General features: G+C 31.0%; 16 protein-coding genes. 8 read left to right on the top strand and 8 right to left on the bottom strand.

What is annotated here, in order from left to right:
• Nucleotides 1–174: 174 nt before the first annotated feature.
• The gene (locus H4V97_RS04270) at nucleotides 175–2,388 is read left to right on the top strand and encodes an FUSC family protein (RefSeq protein WP_196850540.1); all 2,214 of its coding nucleotides are present in this window, start codon (nucleotides 175–177) and stop codon (nucleotides 2,386–2,388) included.
• A 65-nt stretch (nucleotides 2,389–2,453) separates the two neighbouring features.
• On the opposite strand, the gene H4V97_RS04275 is transcribed toward H4V97_RS04270, so the two are convergent.
• The 4 genes from H4V97_RS04275 to H4V97_RS04290 all read right to left on the bottom strand — a co-directional run bounded on the left by H4V97_RS04275 (nucleotide 2,454) and on the right by H4V97_RS04290 (nucleotide 4,987).
• Entirely contained in the window at nucleotides 2,454–3,950 is a 1,497-nt protein-coding gene (locus tag H4V97_RS04275) for a malate:quinone oxidoreductase (protein WP_196850541.1), read from the bottom strand.
• Between the two features lie 97 nt (nucleotides 3,951–4,047).
• On the bottom strand, nucleotides 4,048–4,464 hold the full coding sequence (gene ruvX / locus H4V97_RS04280) for a Holliday junction resolvase RuvX (RefSeq protein WP_209549035.1): 417 nt from the start codon (nucleotides 4,462–4,464) through the stop codon (nucleotides 4,048–4,050).
• Nucleotides 4,465–4,746 (bottom strand): type II toxin-antitoxin system RelE/ParE family toxin, encoded by a 282-nt coding sequence (locus H4V97_RS04285; protein ID WP_209549036.1) that lies wholly within the window; start codon nucleotides 4,744–4,746, stop codon nucleotides 4,465–4,467.
• Nucleotides 4,736–4,987 (bottom strand): hypothetical protein, encoded by a 252-nt coding sequence (locus tag H4V97_RS04290; RefSeq protein ID WP_245345187.1) that lies wholly within the window; start codon nucleotides 4,985–4,987, stop codon nucleotides 4,736–4,738. The genes H4V97_RS04285 and H4V97_RS04290 overlap by 11 nt, the downstream gene beginning before the upstream one ends.
• 190 nt (nucleotides 4,988–5,177) lie before the next feature.
• Between H4V97_RS04290 and H4V97_RS04295 the strand changes: the two genes are divergently transcribed.
• The 4 genes from H4V97_RS04295 to H4V97_RS04310 are packed head-to-tail and all read left to right on the top strand — an operon-like array spanning nucleotide 5,178 to nucleotide 8,891.
• Entirely contained in the window at nucleotides 5,178–6,005 is an 828-nt protein-coding gene (locus H4V97_RS04295) for a 2,3,4,5-tetrahydropyridine-2,6-dicarboxylate N-succinyltransferase (protein ID WP_209549037.1), read from the top strand.
• 37 nt (nucleotides 6,006–6,042) lie between these two features.
• Complete coding sequence (locus tag H4V97_RS04300) at nucleotides 6,043–7,023, top strand: glycosyltransferase family 2 protein (RefSeq protein ID WP_209549038.1); 981 nt, start codon at nucleotides 6,043–6,045, stop codon at nucleotides 7,021–7,023.
• Between the two features lie 19 nt (nucleotides 7,024–7,042).
• Nucleotides 7,043–8,110 carry a glycosyltransferase family 9 protein gene (locus tag H4V97_RS04305; protein ID WP_245345188.1) on the top strand — a complete coding sequence of 356 codons (1,068 nt, stop codon included), beginning with the start codon at nucleotides 7,043–7,045 and terminating at the stop codon, nucleotides 8,108–8,110.
• A 10-nt stretch (nucleotides 8,111–8,120) separates the two neighbouring features.
• On the top strand, nucleotides 8,121–8,891 hold the full coding sequence (locus H4V97_RS04310; RefSeq protein ID WP_209549039.1) for a glycosyltransferase family 2 protein: 771 nt from the start codon (nucleotides 8,121–8,123) through the stop codon (nucleotides 8,889–8,891).
• Between the two features lie 3 nt (nucleotides 8,892–8,894).
• On the opposite strand, the gene H4V97_RS04315 is transcribed toward H4V97_RS04310, so the two are convergent.
• Nucleotides 8,895–9,656: a lipopolysaccharide kinase InaA family protein gene (locus tag H4V97_RS04315; RefSeq protein WP_209550269.1), complete on the bottom strand. Its 762-nt coding sequence runs from the start codon at nucleotides 9,654–9,656 to the stop codon at nucleotides 8,895–8,897.
• 250 nt (nucleotides 9,657–9,906) lie between these two features.
• Here H4V97_RS04315 and H4V97_RS04320 point away from each other — a divergent pair, with 250 nt between their 5' ends.
• Entirely contained in the window at nucleotides 9,907–10,977 is a 1,071-nt protein-coding gene (locus H4V97_RS04320; RefSeq protein WP_196850547.1) for a glycosyltransferase family 4 protein, read from the top strand.
• 14 nt (nucleotides 10,978–10,991) lie between these two features.
• On the opposite strand, the gene H4V97_RS04325 is transcribed toward H4V97_RS04320, so the two are convergent.
• From H4V97_RS04325 to H4V97_RS04335, 3 genes are all read right to left on the bottom strand, one after another.
• Entirely contained in the window at nucleotides 10,992–11,813 is an 822-nt protein-coding gene (locus H4V97_RS04325) for a polysaccharide deacetylase family protein (RefSeq protein ID WP_196850548.1), read from the bottom strand.
• Between the two features lie 30 nt (nucleotides 11,814–11,843).
• The gene (locus tag H4V97_RS04330; RefSeq protein WP_196850549.1) at nucleotides 11,844–12,947 is read right to left on the bottom strand and encodes a glycosyltransferase; all 1,104 of its coding nucleotides are present in this window, start codon (nucleotides 12,945–12,947) and stop codon (nucleotides 11,844–11,846) included.
• Between the two features lie 97 nt (nucleotides 12,948–13,044).
• Complete coding sequence (locus H4V97_RS04335; protein WP_196850550.1) at nucleotides 13,045–14,001, bottom strand: hypothetical protein; 957 nt, start codon at nucleotides 13,999–14,001, stop codon at nucleotides 13,045–13,047.
• A gap of 180 nt (nucleotides 14,002–14,181) precedes the next feature.
• Here H4V97_RS04335 and H4V97_RS04340 point away from each other — a divergent pair, with 180 nt between their 5' ends.
• The gene (locus H4V97_RS04340; protein ID WP_196850551.1) at nucleotides 14,182–15,042 is read left to right on the top strand and encodes a hypothetical protein; all 861 of its coding nucleotides are present in this window, start codon (nucleotides 14,182–14,184) and stop codon (nucleotides 15,040–15,042) included.
• 142 nt (nucleotides 15,043–15,184) lie between these two features.
• Nucleotides 15,185–15,751, top strand: coding sequence for an L-threonylcarbamoyladenylate synthase (locus tag H4V97_RS04345; protein ID WP_196850552.1), 567 nt, complete (start codon nucleotides 15,185–15,187; stop codon nucleotides 15,749–15,751).
• Nucleotides 15,752–15,821: the final 70 nt, after the last annotated feature.

Raw genomic sequence — 15,821 nt, forward strand, 5'->3', positions numbered from 1 at the left:
TACTGTAAATGGGAATCAATTTCCTTTTAATTCAGTTGGCAAAAATAGTAAAAAAATAGACAATCAATAAACCTCTAATGATAATTAGCGTTATTTTAGAATTTAAATTAAAACACGCCTAATTATTCTTGAATAAATCCTACAATTCTTAACTTTGCAAGTAATCTAATTTCTATGATTTATAAAATTCGAAAATTTACTGACAGTACCTATTTTACCAATGCTTTAAAAGTGACTATTGCAGCGGTAATCCCTTTTATACTTTTTTCACTCTTGGGTAATTTCGAAATGGGTTTTACTATTGCACTGGGTGCTTTTTTTACTTATCCAAGTGATATTCCGAGTAATCTTAAACATAAAATAAACGGAGTGCTAGTTGCGGCTGTAATCGTTTCGAGTGTCAATTTATTAGTGAATATTATCTATCCTTATAACTGGATTTTTTATCCTTTTTTAGCTCTTCTAATTTTCTTGTTTTCGATGATTTCTGTATATGGACAAAGGGCTACCGTAGTTTCATTTTCGGCATTACTTTCGATTTCATTGGCCTTTGCACATATAAATACCGGTTGGGATATGGTGAAACACTCGGGATTAATTCTTGCAGGTGGAATTTTTTACCTTATGATTTCACTGATTTTTCATTACATCAGACCGCATCGTTATATCGAATTACAAATTGCAGAATGTATCAAACTTACAGCAAAATATTTGAAGCTAAGAGGCGATTTATGGACCGTCAACGCAGATAAAAAAGCAATTATAGAGAAACAATTGCATCTTCAGGTAGAGCTGAACACCATTCGTCAAAATATAAGAGAAGTTTTAATTAGCAATCACACCAGTTCTGGTTCTTCGAATCAAAACCGAAAGATGCTAATCGTTTTTATTACATTAGTCGAAATTCTGGAACTGGCGTTGTCAACGTCATTCGATCATGACAAACTACATCAAAAATTTGACGACCATCCAAAGGTGCTACAAACCTATCAAAACTTAGCTTATAATCTTGCGGCAAGTTTAAAACAATTATCCAAAAGTGTACAGAATAAGACTAAATACGTTTCGAAACATACATTGATTAAAGATTTGAATGCTCTGCAACTTGCCATTGTTGATTACGAAAATGAATTGGGTAAAATTCCGGCTTCTGAAGGCGTTTTTATGCTAACTACAATGTTACAATACGCAGAAAAACAGGTAGAAAAAATAAAAATTGTAGAACGGGCTTTCACCTTAGCTTTCAATTCAAAAGATTTTAAGGAAAAAGATAAAGATTTAGAAAAGTTTTTAACCCCACAATATTATCCTTTAAGCACTTTGACAGGAAATATGAGTTTTTCCTCAACTATTTTCAGGCATTCGCTTCGGTTAACCATCACTATTCTCATTGGTTTTATTATTGGCACAATACTTCCTTTTCACAATGTCTATTGGATCTTGCTGACTATCATTGTGATTATGAGGCCAGGTTATGGCTTGACAAAACAACGCTCCTTTCAACGAATTTTCGGAACTATTTTAGGCGGATTAATTGCTTTCGGAATTCTTTCATTGGTACACAATAGCATTGTAATTAGTATTCTGTCCATTCTTTGTATGCTATTGGGTTTCTCGTTTACGCAAACAAATTATAAGGTCAGCGCAACCTTTGTGACCATGTATATAGTTTTTATTTACGGAATACTTACGCCTAATATTGCTGATGTAATTCAATATAGAATCTTAGATACTGTTGTCGGCGCAGCTCTTGCATTTCTTGCCAACCATTTTTTATGGCCTTCTTGGGAGTTTTTAAATATTCCAATTCATTTGAAAAAATCGATTAAAGCGAATCAAACCTACTTAAAGGAAATCTCTGTTTTTTATAACAAAAAAGGGGCTATTTCTACTTCTTATCGATTGGCAAGAAAGAACGCTTTCATCGAAATTGGTAATCTCATGGCTTCTTTTCAAAGAATGTCACAAGAACCTAAATCAAAACAAAAACAATTACCGCAAGTATATAAATTAGCCGTGCTGAATCATTCGCTTCTTTCTTCATTAGCTTCCTTAGGAACTTATATTCAATCACACAAGACGACATCGGCTTCTGAGGCTTTTAATATTGTGGTTGATACGGTGTATAAAAATTTAGATCATGCCATCGCAATTTTAAAAGAAAATGATTTAGATTTTAACGAAAATACTCCTAAAGAGGAATTAGCAATGCGGTTTACGGAGTTAAAAAATATCCGAGCCAAGGAATTGAAAGAGGGAAACCCCATTGATGAAGAAGCATTTCAATTGAAAATGCAGGAAGCACAATTAGTAATAGAACAACTAATCTGGCTTACTAATTTATCCGAAAATATTGTAAAAACGACTAAAGAATTAATCGCTACTTAAAACAAAAAAGCTGGATTTAGAACTTCAAATCTAAATCCAGCTTTATCGATTATATTGTGAAATTTCTAATTATTCAATTTTAGAATTTCAGCGGTATTTTTTCTGATTTCTTCCAATAAAGAAGGTTTATCATTTAATGTTTGTCCAAATGATGGTATCATTGTTTTCAGTTTTTCTTGCCATTCCGGATAAACAATTTCATTTTTGAAACATTTTCCAACCAAATCTGTCATGATAGAAACTGCTGTGGAAGCACCGGGAGAAGCCCCAAGTAATACAGCTAAACTACCATCCGCAGTTGTAATTACCTCGGTGCCAAATTCAAGTATTCCACCTTCTTTTTCATCTTTCTTTATAACTTGTACCCGCTGCCCCGCTCTTTCTATTTTCCAGTCTTTAGATCTGGCTGTCGGAACATATTCTCTAAGAGCATTAATCCTATCTTTAGGGGATTGACGTACTTGCTCAATCAAATATTTTGTAAGTGGTATATTTTTAATCCCTGCTGCTATCATCGGAATTATATTATCCGTTTTAATAGACAAAGGCAAATCAGAATAAGAACCATTCTTTAAAAACCGAGTAGAAAAGCCAGCAAAAGGACCAAAAAGAAGTGCTTTTTCTCCATCTATCATTCGGGAATCAATATGTGGTACAGACATGGGTGGCGCTCCCACGGATGCTTTACCATAAACTTTAGCCTGATGTTTTGCAATTACTTCAGGATTGGTACATTTTAACCATTGTCCACTAACCGGGAAACCTCCGAAACCCTTTCCTTCTGGAACGTCTGCTTTTTCTAGTAATGGCAATGACCCGCCTCCAGCACCGATAAAAACAAACTTGGTATATGCTTTTCTTTTTTGGCCGGTAGCCAAATCAGTAATTTTTATTCTCCAAGATTTATCCTCACGCTGTTTCAATTTTTGAACTTCGTGATGAAAATGCATCGTAACACCATCTAATTTAGCCAAATAATTAAACATACTTCTGGTCAATTCTCCAAAATTCACATCCGTACCAATTGCCATAGAAGTAGCTGCAACTTTTTCATTTTTGTCTCTACCCTCCATAACCAAAGGCATCCACTTTTTTAATTCTGAAAAATCAGTACTAAAAATCATTTGTTTAAAAAGTGGATTAGATTGTAAAGCTTCAAATCTTTTCTTTAGATATGCTACATTTTTTTCACCCCAAACAAAACTTACATGAGGAATACTTTTTATAAAATTTTCAGGGGAAGTAATCTTTTTTTCTTGGACTAAATAGGCCCAAAATTGGCGAGAAACTTCGAAAGATTCAGCGATACTAATTGCTTTTTTTGGATCAATAGTTCCATCAACACTTTCAGGTGTGTAATTAAGTTCACAAAAGGCAGAATGTCCGGTTCCGGCATTATTCCAGGCATCAGAACTTTCAGCAGCTGCAATATCTAATCTCTCGTAAATGTCAATTTTTAAATCTGGTTGTAATTCTTTAAGAATTAAACCAAGAGTGGCACTCATTATTCCAGCTCCTATAAGAACTACATCACTATTTGAACGAATGGTTGTATCAGGCATAACAAAAATTTAAAATGCAAAGATACTTCATATGATTGCAAAAAAAACCTTAAATTTTGTGTGAAAAGTTACATAATTACGAAAACGTTTTAGAAATTTAAAACATTTTTCGAGTCAAATAATCCTGTAACATTATAGTTGCCGAAATTTCATCAATCAGTGCTTTATTTTGACGTTGTTTCTTTTTGAGTCCGCTGTCAATCATAGATTGAAAGGCCATTTTTGAGGTAAAACGTTCATCAACCCGAATGACTTTCATCTCCGGAAAGTGGTTCGTAAAATGAGTTACGAATCCTTTTATTATAGAAGCACTTTCTGAAGGTTCACCATTCATTTGTTTGGGTTCACCAATAAGTACTGCTTCGACTTTTTCTTTAGAGAAATAATCCTTTAAAAAAGCGATTGCTGTTGCACTTGGAACCGTTGTTAATCCGGAAGCAATGATTTGCATTTCATCCGTAACAGCTATTCCAGTTCGTTTTTGTCCGTAATCTATAGCGAGAATTCTTGGCATTTATATGGAATCTTTATATTTTATGAAACCGAAGACGAAAATTATTTCTTGTTCTATATCAATGTAATAAACAATTGTGTAACCTTTAAAAACATAATCTCTAATATTTTCATCGTTGTAATAACTAGACTTCTTAAAATAAAAAGGATTCTTTAAATCTTTCCTTATTTTTTTTATTAAATCAACTTTGAACTTTCTAGCCGCTAACGGTTTGTCTTTCGAAATATATCTAATTTGGCTATCTAAATCAAACCTAAAATCTTTAGTGATTTTAATTTTCATATTCAGAAATAGTCTTTTCAAGAAATTCATCTAGCTCGTCCAAAGAGCAACATTCGGCTGTACCGTTTTTTATCTTAGCCAAAGAAAGGTCCAATTTTTTCTTATTTTCATCAAAATCAGTATCTTCCTGAACTATTTTCAATTCATCTGATGAAAACGAACTCAATAACTCTAGAATTTTGGCTTTTATTTTTGGTTGAAATTCTAATCTAATTGTTTCCATAACTAATTTATTACTCATACAAAGATAAAACATTTTAGAGTTGAAAAAAAATGCTTCACTTTTTATGCCAATTGCAAATTTTTAGTCCCTTCCCTTTTAACCATTAATAAAAAAGTAACATCGACAAGTTAAATTTGCAACAATTTCAAACTAATTCGGCTTTTTGCTATTGGTTAAAAAACATATCTTTGTCAAAAATCTATCAAAAATGAATCCATTACAAACTATTATAGAACAAGCTTGGGAAAACCGCGCCTTGTTACAAGATAAAACGACAACTGACGCTATCAGAGAAGTTATTGAGTTACTGGACACGGGAAAATTACGCGTTGCTGAACCTGTAGATCCCGAAGTTTCGGGAGGATGGCAAGTAAACGAATGGGTAAAGAAAGCAGTAGTGATGTATTTCCCTATTCAAAAAATGGAAACTTTACATTCTGGTATTTTCGAATATCACGACAAAATGTTGTTAAAAAAAGACTTTGCCGAAAAAGGAATTCGCGTTGTTCCTAATGCGGTAGCGCGTTACGGTGCTTACATTTCTAGCGGAGTTATTTTGATGCCAAGTTATGTAAATATTGGTGCTTATGTTGATGAAGGTACCATGGTGGACACTTGGGCAACCGTAGGAAGTTGTGCCCAAATTGGTAAAAATGTACATTTAAGTGGTGGTGTAGGAATTGGCGGAGTGCTTGAACCTTTGCAAGCAGCTCCTGTAATCATTGAAGATGGTGCGTTTATTGGTTCGCGTTGTATTGTAGTTGAAGGAGTTCATGTAGGTAAAGAAGCAGTTCTTGGTGCCAATGTTTGTTTGACTGCCTCCACAAAAATTATTGATGTAACTGGTGAAACTCCGATTGAAATGAAAGGTTTTGTTCCAGCGCGTTCAGTAGTAATTCCGGGAAGTTACACTAAGAAATTTCCAGCAGGCGATTTTCAAGTTCCTTGTGCACTAATCATTGGAACACGTAAGCCTTCTACGGATTTGAAAACATCGTTAAATAATGCATTGCGTGAATATGACGTAGCGGTATAAACCGTTTTTGTTTAAAAATCTTTATAAAAAAGACCTATTGGATATTTCAATAATTATAGTTAATTACCGTGGTTGGAAAGCCTTAGATGAATGTTTAGAATCTATTGATACAATCAATTCTAAAACTTTTTCTTTTGAAGTTATTGTTGTCGATAATTTTTCTAATGACGGTCAATTAACTGCTTTTAGTGAAAAGTATTCCAAATTTACATTTACCGAAAATTCCGGTAATAATGGTTTTTCCAATGGATGTAATGTGGGAGCATCAAAAGCAACGGGTAACTATTTTCTTTTTTTAAATCCAGATACAAAAGTTACTCTTGAAGCTTTAGAAACTCTTTTACAAACTGCAATTTTAAACCCTGAAATTGGAATTTTATCCTGTTTGCAAATAAACGAAAACAATGTTTTTTACAATCAGAGGAATTTATTTCCAGCTTTGGGACGGTTTTTTGGAATCTCAAGATCTATTTACCGAAAAGTGAATAAAACAAAACTCGAAGAACGTTTCAACAATACTTATGATCTTTTTTATCCTGATTGGGTTACTGGAGCCGTTATTTTTATAAGTCGGGACTGGTTCCACAAAATAAAAGGATGGAACGAAGATTACTGGTTATATTTTGAAGACGTTGATCTTTGTAAAAAGACTTCTGATTCTGGAGGAAAAGTAGCCGTTACCAGAAAAGCGACTATTTTTCATCAACATGGTGGTGCTTCAAGATTGAATGTGAAGACAAAAGCACTGACAAAAACAGAAGTGATTATTTCTAAACATGTTTACATTGATAATCAATTCTATGGAGGAACAAGACTATTTTTACAGAGCTTGTTGATTTTAGGGGTTATTTCTGAGAAAATAGTGTTGTCATTTTTAAGTCTTTTTTTATTTTTTATTCCAAAATTGAAAGTGAATGCATTAATCCTTAAAAATATTACTGTCTATTATTTTAATGCTCTAAAAAAACAAACTTGGATTAGTCCTCGTGCCATGAATTACATGAAAATAAAAGCTTAATTTTTCAACTTTACTTTAAATGAAAATACTTGTAATTCAACAAAAAATGATTGGCGATGTTTTAGTAAGCTCCTTACTTTGTGACAATTTACGCATCGCTTATCCAAATGCTCAAATTGATTACATGGTTTATGAATCAACAATTGAAGTATTGAAGGGAAATACAAGCTTTGACAATCTCATCCTTTTTAAGGAGAAACATCAAAAAAACAAATGGGAATATTTCAAATTATTGAAATCCATTCGCAATGAAAAGTATGACATAATTATTGATGCTTACTCCAAACTAGAAAGCTGGCTTGTCGTATTATTTTCGGGAGCAAAACAAAAAATATCGTATTGGAAAAAAGGAAGAACTTTTCTTTATACGGATAACATAGAAAGAAAAAAAACATCAAATTCAAATTTAGGTTTAATAATCGAACAGCGACTAGCATTACTAGATCCGTTAAAACTAGATATTGAACTCGAAACTTTCCCTACAATTAAAATAACTCAAAAAGAAAGGGATTTTGCAACTTCACTTTTAAATTCTCATGGAATAGACCGTTCCAAAAAAACGATTATGTTAAGTATCATGGGGAGCAGTTTAGAAAAAACGTATCCATTAGAATATATGTCAAAACTGATTGATTTTATTGCTGATAAAGGCGATGTAAATTTGCTTTTTAATTATATGCCAAAGCAAATTCAAGAAGCAAAAACAATTTACAATGGCTGTAAAGAGGAAACTAAAACTAAAATTGACTTTACTATTACTGGAAAAAATATCCGGGAGTACATTGCCATAATGGATTCTTGCGACATGATAATAGGTAATGATGGCGGTGCGATAAATATGGCAAAAGCATTAGGCAAACCTTCATTTATTATTTTCTCGCCGTGGATTGATAAAAAAGGCTGGGCAACTTTTGAAGACGGAATTAATCATGTTTCGCTTCATCTAAAAGAATACAAACCCGAATTATTTGAGAACAAAACGGACAAAACAATAAAAAAGGAGAGTGATTTATTTTACAAAGAATTTGTTCCAGCGTTATTGTTTCCTTCGTTAAATGCTTTTTTGACAACTCATTTAAAAAAATAAGAGGAAGCAAATGAATTGCAATCTAAACAAAAAATTATCGGTTTTAATCATAACTTTAAATGAAGAGGTGCATATGAATGCGCTTCTGTCAGATTTAGATTTTGCTGATGAAATTATTGTTGTCGATTCGTTTAGCAGTGATGGAACTGAAAGTATCTGTAAATCATTCAGCAAAGTAAAATTTATTCAGCATAAGTTTGAGGATTACTCTTCGCAAAGAAATTTTGCTATTGCTCAAGCAAAAAATGATTGGATTTTATTTCTAGACGCTGATGAAAGACTTACTCCCGCATTAAAAAATGAAATTTTAGTCATGCTAAAAAACAACGAAACATATTCTGCTTTTTTATTTTATAGAACTTTTATATATGAAAATACCATTTTGCGTTTTAGTGGTTGTCAAAACGACAAAATTTTCAGATTATTCAATAAAAATTACGCTACATACAAAACAGATAGATTGGTTCATGAAAAATTAGAAGTGAACGGAAAAATTGGTGTACTCAAAAACAAACTTACTCATTATTCGTTTTCTGATTATGAATCTTTTAAATCAAAAATAATAAGCTACGGGAAATTTAAAGCTCAAGAGAAGTTCATTAAGAAACAAAAAACTTCTTATGTGCGTCACATATTGCATCCTATTTATAATTTCCTGTATAATTATATTGTCCGACTGGGTTTTCTCGACGGAAGAAAAGGCATGACTATTTGCTACCTAAATGCTTATTGTATCCATATTAGATACCAAGAACTTCGAAATCTTTGGGATAAAAAATAGCGACTATCTCCAAAAAAGCAATTTCTTTTTTCTTACCATTTTTCTGTGGTGTTTTGCCTGAAAATCATTAGTGTAAAAGCACATTTTACTAAAAATTTTCTCATATTCCTTACTGTAATGTTTTGCATATTCGTCACTCATTACGGCAAGCATTTCAATTTTTGGCGTAAGCCTGCTAAAATTTTTCATTCGCATGTCAAAATCCATGGCTTCGTGAAAATTCATTCTGTTTAAATCAACCAAGTAGAACTCATAATGGTTTTCGGAAACTTTTTTAATCAACGTATTTCCTGGTGAATGATCTAGAAATTCAATTCCTTTTTCATGCAAATCATAAGTAAATTTCGCAAACTGTCTTAGTATATTTTCATGATCTGGATAATCCGGGTTTTCAACTAATTCCCGGAAAGTCAAATCTGCTTGTAAATGTTCACTGATATAAAAACTCTTTTCTAATCCTGTAACTTTAAAATTTTCAGCGTAAGCAATAGGCTGTGGCGTACCAATTCCCTTTTGTAACAACTTATTTGCATATTCATAAGATCGTCTAGCTTTTGATTTCCGAAAATATTTATACGCTACCTGATTAATAATGTTAGGAATTTTAAACGATTTGATGTTAATCGTCTTACCGTCTAAATCAAAGAGTTTGATCGTATTCCTTTTACCATCACCAAAGAGAACACCAGTGGAACTAAAATCCGTAATATTCTTTTTGATCTCTTTTTCTTTAGAAATGAAAACTGTATTGACCGTTATTAACATGGATTGCAAACTAAGTTGTTAATCTACAAAAATAACGAAATGATTTTTGAGTCTCCAAATAAACCGTCCTATTTTATAATGATGACGGAATATTATATTTAATTAAAGTTTTTAAATAAAATGTATAAAAAAACGTTTCAGACATTAAACCTTCTTAATTTTTCTTAGTCTAAATTTTAAATATGCATTTTTCATTTGAGTATGAATGAAGCTAAAAAATGGCAATTACTAGCGAATTACACTATTAAATATGACAAAAACTGTATTTCTAGAATCACATAATCTTAAAAATAAAGCAACTGGATTAGGGACTTTTAATTATGAGTTGATAAAGGGATTGTCACAATTAGAATTTAATAATTTAGACTTATTACTAAACGCTAAAAATCCGGAACTACTAAAATCTGAATTTGGCGACAAATTTAAATATAAAAAATATACTGATTTATCCCGATATAGTATTTTTAGAACCCGAAAAAAATATGATTTATGGCATTCCATGAATCAGAATTCTAAAGTTGAACCTTATCACGTCAATAAATATTTACTAACCATCCATGATGTAAATTTTGTAAAGGAAATTTCATCCGATATGAATCACAAAGTAAATAAACTCTTTCTTAAAAAGCTGGAGAAAGCTAATGCGATAACTTATGTCTCGGAATTTGCAAAAAAACAAACCCATCAGTACTTTAAAGTTCCTAATATACCGGAATATGTAATTCATAATGGAAACCCTATTTCGACCATATTAGATACTTCCAGTTTTATTTCACCAATCCCGCTTGACAAACCTTTTTTATATTCCATAGGTGATTTTCTAGAACGAAAAAATTTCCTTTCTCTAGTGAAAATGATGCTTCATATTACGGATTATAATCTAATATTATCTGGAAATAAAAACAAAGCTTATGGCAAAGAAATAGAAGATTTTATACAGTCAAATAATTTACAAAACCGTATTTTTTTGACTGGTAAAGTGGATGAAGTTGCTAAACAATTTTATTTATCGAAGTGCCATGCTTTTGTATTTCCATCTATTCGCGAAGGGTTTGGCCTTCCTCCTATCGAAGCAATGCATTTTGGCAAACCTATCTTTTTATCCAATAAAACTTCATTGCCGGAAATAGGCGGAGAACATGCTTACTATTGGGATAATTTTGATCCTGAATACATGAAAAACACATTGATAAATGGTTTAAATCATTTCTATAATCATCAAAATGAAATGGAAATGCTAATGAAAAAAAGAGCCGCAAGTTTCGATTGGAAAGTTGCGGCTGCTGAATATTTGAAAGTGTATGAAAAGCATCTGTTTTGAAATTTAGACGTCAATTAAAAAACTTTCTTCCTTCCAAAAACTACTTTCTTTTTAAAATCTTCCATTGTATCTCTACCTCTTATGTCTATGCGCTGAATTAGGTAATTATTTTTAAAAGGGAAAACATTTATCCTATTGCCTATTCTAAGACCATATTTTATGCCGTATTTCTCGAGTAATTTAAAGAACTCATCTTGTTTAACTCCCTTCTTTCTATAATATCCGCCATAAGTGTATGCCAATGCTGGGTAAACATTTAATGCCTCCTTTTTAATCACTTCTTGGCACAATTGAAGATCTTTTTCTATTTCATCCAGCGATAATCCAGCATAATTGTCATGTTTAAAAGTATGATATCCCAATTCAATATGAGAACTTACTTCAAATAACTGCTGCTTATTCATCATAATCATATTATCACTGACGAATTCTCCATTCCAATCTGCTTTTTGCCCTATTCTTCCTAGAACAATAAAACAAACTGCCTTGAAATTATATTGCTGTAGCAAAGGATATAACTCCGTATGATTATCTAAAAAACCATCGTCAAAAGTAAGAACAACCGATTTAGGTGGCAATGGCTGTTTTTTATTCTTTAATTCTTCCACTTCAGATAATGAAAGTGTCTTGTAATTGTTATTTTTTAAATATTCAAATTGTTCTTTTATTTTCTCTTTGCTAATCGTAATCTGATCTTCAAAACCATTTACGGAAACGGAATGATATTCTAGAATTCTTAATTTTTTTGAGGCAGGAGAAAGTAATTTAAATTGAAAGTTCAAAAAAGCCAAAAAGGCTAATCCAATTAAAACCAATATGGAAATAACGTAAATCATAATTTATTTTATTTGAGCGAAATGTATTTATTAATTTACTAAAACTTCATTCAATACATTCAATATTTTTGTCCCGATAATTAGCCTTGTAGAAGTGGACAATAAAAATTCAGAACCAGCTTTGACAAATCTTTCTTGCATTACTTTATCATGAATTAAAGCTTCTGATTTATTAGCAAAATCCATTGAATTTCCAACTTCTGCTAATAAACCTGTTTCATTATCAATTAATACCGTAGGAATACCACCAGCTCTGGAAGCGACAACCGGCACATTACAGGCGTAACTTTCGAGAATAACTCCTCCAGTTGCTTCATTATTTGACGTGAATAAAAACAAATCAAATTCCGGGAGACATCTGTTTATATCATTTCTAAAACCGGCAAATATAACTTCATTTTCTAGACCTTTTGACTTTACATATTCTTTAATTTCTGGCTCCATAGAACCATCGCCAATCAAAAAATATTTTGCTTTCAATCCTCTTTTAAAAAGTTCTTCGGCAGTATTAACCCAAGTATAATGATCTTTTACTTTGCAAAATGCCGACACATTTCCTACTATTTTAAAATCTGAAGGGATATTAAATTCTTTGTGAAGATAACCTGTTTTTACATTATGACTAAAATTAGCGGTATCAACTACACTTCCTATAATTGTTAATCTAGAATGGTCTTTAATGGATAATTTAAGAATTTCAACCACTGGTTCAGAAATACAAATAATCCTTTTTATGCCCTTATAATTGTATTTATATTTCCTGAAAAAGTTGGTTCCTACGTTTTTAATTAAAGTTCGAAACAACACTAAAGGGATATCTAAACTAAAAAAAATAGAGGATAAAACTGCTATTGTATGTGATTTACTATTATGCAGTAGTATAGCATTAGCTTGAAACTCTATGGCAATTTGTTTGAATTTTTTAGCAAATTTAAGGTCATATTCTGATTTATAATCAAATCCTTGAACGCTTAAATTCCTTTCCGTGGCAATTTTGAATATTTCAGAATCATTCGGACAAACAATTAATTGACTTTCAGCAAAATTATTATCTCTAAACGATTCGCAAATGTCAATTATCATTTGTTCGTGACCTCTCCAAACTTTTGAAGCAGTAAAATGTATTAGTCTCATTTGCTTTTTATTACCTTTTATTTTCGCTGTAAAAATACACTTTTAGGAATACAAAGCAACTTAAAAAGCACTTAAAAACCCAAGCTAAAACTGCTATTTAATCCACATTAAAAACCACTGATATCCAATTACTTAACATGTATTTATTTAAAATTTCAAGTTTAATCTCATTGTAATCCGTTTCAAAAAAGGCAGTTGGTATTTCATAATTCGTTTCTGAAATAACCCAAATGTTATTTTTATCATAAAAATCATAATTTACAATATCATGATTGTTTGTGATTAATTTTCTTCGGTATCCCAAAGCTTCAAACACACGAAAACTCAAACCATATTGATTTTCCCTTTGAATATCAACCAAAATCTTACTTTTCGCTATTAATTTTTTCACTTCTTGTAATGATAAATAGTCCTCAATAATTTCTATATTGTGATGGTCGAATTTTTTGCTCTTTCTAACTATAAAATGGAAAGAAATATTTTTGGCTTCTAAATAATTTGCGATTTTTTCTAAAAATAGAAACCTTTTATCGAAGGAAGAAATATTAAATACGGTTTGGCTAGGTTTTACTTCTAAAATTTCATCGTCATATATATAATTGGGTAAAAACTGGAAATTATACTTCTCAACATCTTTCTTGTCATAGCTGTAAACGGTGTCAAAAAAATGCAATGTTTTTTTCTGTTCTTTATAATTTTCAATTCCGTCAAATAAATAACTAGTCATCTCGATAGAATTCTCTCTTAAACAAATCAGCGCTTCCTTTTGAAGTTTGTCTGGCCGAATAATCAATACTTGATCAAATATACCTTTGTCTTCTAATAATTTTTTAATGAAATTTGTTCTGTTTTTCTCTTTTAAGCCTTGGGACAAAAATAATTTAGAAAAAAAATTATTAACTCTTGAAAAAATATTTTTATAAGAAAACGAAATGGAATCAATATTAACATAGGTCAAATCAACACTTTCCATCAAATTCAATTTTTCTACTATAAAATCAACATAGCCAAAAGAATGTGTACTTATGATTGCGATTTTTTTAATTTTTGTCATATTTAAATCATTTGCTTAAGTTATTTGTCACAAAAATAGAATCTTAATTAATATTAGGAGTAAACATCTAATCTTTTTTAAATTCATTTTCCACTGTTAGATTCTTTTTTCTAAACATTAAATAAAAAACATATAATTTTGCAAAACACCAAAAACATAAATTAAAACCAAAAATAATAAATGAAAATTGCAGCATGTGTCGTATTATACCATCCTAAAAAAAAGGACTTAAATAACATATTGAGTTATTTACCTTTGGTCGATAAATTGTATATCTATGATAATTCTGAAAACATAAAAACAAATATTCCTTTTGAAGATCATGATAAAATCATTTATATTTCTGACTCTGAAAACAAAGGATTATCGTTCCAATTAAATCAAGCTTGCATCTTAGCTATTGCTGATGGCTTTGAATTTCTATTGACAATGGATCAGGATTCTTACTTTCTGAATGAAAACTTAATCCAATATTTTGATGATATTAAAAATTATTCCAATAACGACAAAGTTGGTATTTTTGGTTTAGAATATAGTAGCGATTCTAAAATTGCTATTCCAAAAAATATTTTCCATAAAGAAGTTGAATTCTTAATAACTTCAGGTTCAGTACTAAATTTAAGTAATTATAAAAAGATAGGAGGATTTGATGAAAATCTATTTATTGATGGCGTTGATTATGATTTTTGTTTTGCCACATTAAAAATGGGTTTTAAATGCATTCTTTTTAAGAATAATTTTTTCAATCATTCAATTGGTGAAAAAACAAAAAACGCTTCCATAAAAACGCTCTATTTAATTAAGAAAGAGAAGCAATTACATTCTCCTATAAGAATATATTATATAACAAGAAACTTGTTATATTTAGAAAAAAAATATGCTGCGTTGTTTCCTGAATTAATCCTAAAAATGAAAAAACGCTATTCAAGCCAAATAAATTCAAATTTGTTGTATTCAAAAAATCCATTTGCTCTTTATAAATTTATATTTAAGGCCAAGAGTGATTTTAAAAACAACAAAATGGGAAAAATTGAATCCTGATTCATTTGTAAAAATAAAATTTAAAAGAAATCTAAACTCTTTTTAATATTTAAATGATTTAAATTTTCTATAAAATCAAGCAAACCTTTGAAATTACCTCAAATTATTTTTAAATATCTTTACACCAATAAACCTAAAAAAAATGGACATCAATCAAGAGGTACATAATGCATTCGAAATTATACAACAAGGCGGCATCATCCTTTATCCTACGGACACCGTTTGGGGAATTGGCTGTGATGCTACAAACCCAGAAGCAGTTGCCAAAATCTACAAACTCAAGAAAAGAGCTGAAACACAAAGCATGATTGTTTTAATGAATGGTGAAAAAATGATGTACAACGTTTTCAAGGATATCCCTGAAGTAGCGTGGCAGATCATGGATTTATCCGAAAATCCAACTACATTAGTTCTCGACAAACCAAGAAATGTGGCACCAAATCTAATTGCTACAGATAACACATTGGGCATCAGAATCGTAAAAGAGCCTTTCTGTTTTAAATTATTGGAAAAGTTGAAAAAACCATTAGTTTCAACATCGGCGAATATATCAGGACAACCAACTCCAAAAAGTTTCAAAGAAATTAGCCCCGAAATTATAAAAGGCGTGGACTATGTTGTAAATTTGCATCGCGAAAAAATAGCAGGAAAACCGTCTACAATTATAAAATTGAGTGCTGATAGTCAGGTTAAAATTATTCGAAAATAAAGTTTATCACTATCGTTTGTCATTCCCAGGAACGAGGAATCTCAATGCTAGAGCAACTAAAGAGATTCCT

Source organism: Flavobacterium sp. CG_23.5 (genome assembly GCF_017875765.1).
Taxonomy (GTDB): Bacteria; Bacteroidota; Bacteroidia; order Flavobacteriales; family Flavobacteriaceae; genus Flavobacterium.